Source organism: Burkholderia sp. Se-20378 (assembly GCF_017104665.1).
GTDB lineage: Bacteria > Pseudomonadota > Gammaproteobacteria > Burkholderiales > Burkholderiaceae > Burkholderia > Burkholderia lata.
Window position 1 is genome coordinate 1 of record NZ_JAAGPG010000900.1, and the last position, 2,003, is coordinate 2,003.

The following is a 2,003-nucleotide window of genomic DNA, read 5'->3' on the forward strand; positions in this document are numbered from 1 at the left end:
TCAGAAAAGCGGCCGCGCGATGCAGCCGCCATGCTCGCTCAGTTCTGCGTGAGCGGATTCAGCGTCGTGCACAGGAAGCCCGTGCAGTTCTTCGGCGTGAAATAGAACGATGCCATCGCGAGCGGCGTCGGGGTTGGTGGCGGCGTTCGTGGTCGTATCGTCGGTCGTGTCGTCGTCATCGGACGACTTCGTGCCGGCGGCCGGCTTCGACGAAGCCTGTTTCGTCGACGCATCCGGCACGCCGGAATTCGACGCATCGCGACGGGTGATGACGCTTTGCTTCAGCGTCTGCGCGAACGGCACGGCGGTCGTCGCGGTCGCGGCATCGTTGCCGGCGGCGCTGGACGAACCCGAGCCGCGGGCGGCCTTGAGTGCGGTGCCGGCGGTGTCGAGCAGCGCGCCGAGCAGGGGCAGGGGAGGCATGACGGTTCTCTCGTTCGAATGCGGTGGTCGGTTACGACGAACGGGCCGCGTCGGCCCGCATGCGCAGGATCTTTGCGGCGTGTTCGTCGGCGTCGCGCTGTTCGCGCCGGGCGTCGCGCTTCGCTTCCTGCGCGACGCCGCGCGCCTGCAGGATTTCAAACGAGCCGACGGTGCGTTTCTTGTTTTGCCAGTTCGGGCGGGCTTCGTCGATGCGGACTTCGGCCGCGGCCAGCACGCTGCGCTGTTGTGCGATCGCGGCGTCGAGCGTGTCGATGAACGCCTGGAAATTGCGCCAGTTGCCAGCCGGCATCCCGTGCTGCGCGGATTGCGAGAAGCGCGCGTGGTATTCGTCGCGGTAGCGCAGCAGCGCGTCGAGCTGCTCGGCGGCCGCGGTGCGGTCGCGCTGCGCGGTGCCGAGCTGCTTCGTGGCGGAATCGAGATCTTCCTGCGCGCGGTCGAGCAGCAACTGAAGGGGAAAGCCGTGTGCCATCTGGATCAGCCTCCGTAAGCGTCGAACAGTGCATCGAGCCCGGCGAGGCTCGACGCGAACGGCGCGCATTCGCGAAAGCCCTGCTGCAGGAACGCCTCGATGCGCGGATAGAGCGCGATCGCGCGGTCGAGCTGCGCGTCGCGGCCGGGCGCATACGCGCCCACCGCGATCAGGTCGCGATTGCGCTGGTAGCGCGACAGCATCTGCTTGAATTGCCGGACGTGGTCGAGGTGCGTTTCGTCGATCAGCGCGGTCATCGCGCGGCTGATCGACGCCTCGATGTCGATCGCCGGATAGTGGCCGGCCTCGGCGAGCGCGCGAGACAGCACGACGTGGCCGTCGAGGATCGCGCGCGCCGAATCGGCGATCGGGTCCTGCTGGTCGTCGCCTTCGGTCAGCACCGTATAGAACGCGGTGATCGAGCCGCCGCCTTCCGGCCCGTTGCCGGTACGCTCGACGAGCGCGGGCAGCTTCGCGAACACCGACGGCGGGTAGCCCTTCGTCGCGGGCGGCTCGCCGATCGCCAGCGCGATCTCGCGCTGTGCCATCGCGTAGCGTGTGAGCGAATCCATCAGCAGCAGCACGTGCTTGCCCTGGTCGCGGAAATACTCGGCGAGCGACGTCGCGTAGGCCGCGCCCTGCATCCGCAGCAGCGGCGACACGTCGGCCGGCGCCGCGACGACGACCGAGCGCGCGAGCCCGTCTTCGCCGAGGATCTGTTCGATGAATTCCTTCACTTCGCGGCCGCGTTCGCCGATCAGCCCGATCACGATCACTTCCGCGCTCGTGTAGCGCGCCATCGTGCCGAGCAGCACCGACTTGCCGACGCCGGAGCCCGCGAACAGACCCATCCGCTGCCCGCGACCGACGGTGAGCAGCGCGTTGATCGCGCGCACGCCGACGTCGAGCACGTGGTGGATCGGTTCGCGCTCGAGCGGGTTGATCGACGGCGCCGACAGCGGCGCGTCGACCTTCGACGCAAGTGGGCCGAGGCCGTCGAGCGGGCGGCCCGACGCGTCGACGACGCGCCCGAGCATTCCCCAGCCGACCGGCAGCCGCTTCGCGCCCGCGAGCGGATCGGCGACGGGGG

Annotated in this window: 2 protein-coding genes and 1 pseudogene; all 3 read right to left on the reverse strand. The window is 69.2% G+C overall.

What is annotated here, in order from left to right; genetic code table 11:
- Positions 1 to 120: 120 nt before the first annotated feature.
- Positions 121 to 423: pseudogene (locus G3N93_RS38755) on the reverse strand (flagellar hook-length control protein FliK); the annotation flags it as partial.
- A 31-nt stretch (positions 424 to 454) separates the two neighbouring features.
- Positions 455 to 913, reverse strand: a complete 459-nt coding sequence (gene fliJ, locus G3N93_RS38760; RefSeq protein ID WP_039353905.1) for a flagellar export protein FliJ — start codon at positions 911 to 913, stop codon at positions 455 to 457.
- 5 nt (positions 914 to 918) lie between these two features.
- Positions 919 to 2,003: FliI/YscN family ATPase (locus G3N93_RS38765; RefSeq protein WP_206135410.1), on the reverse strand; the 1,085-nt coding region annotated here is incomplete at its 5' end.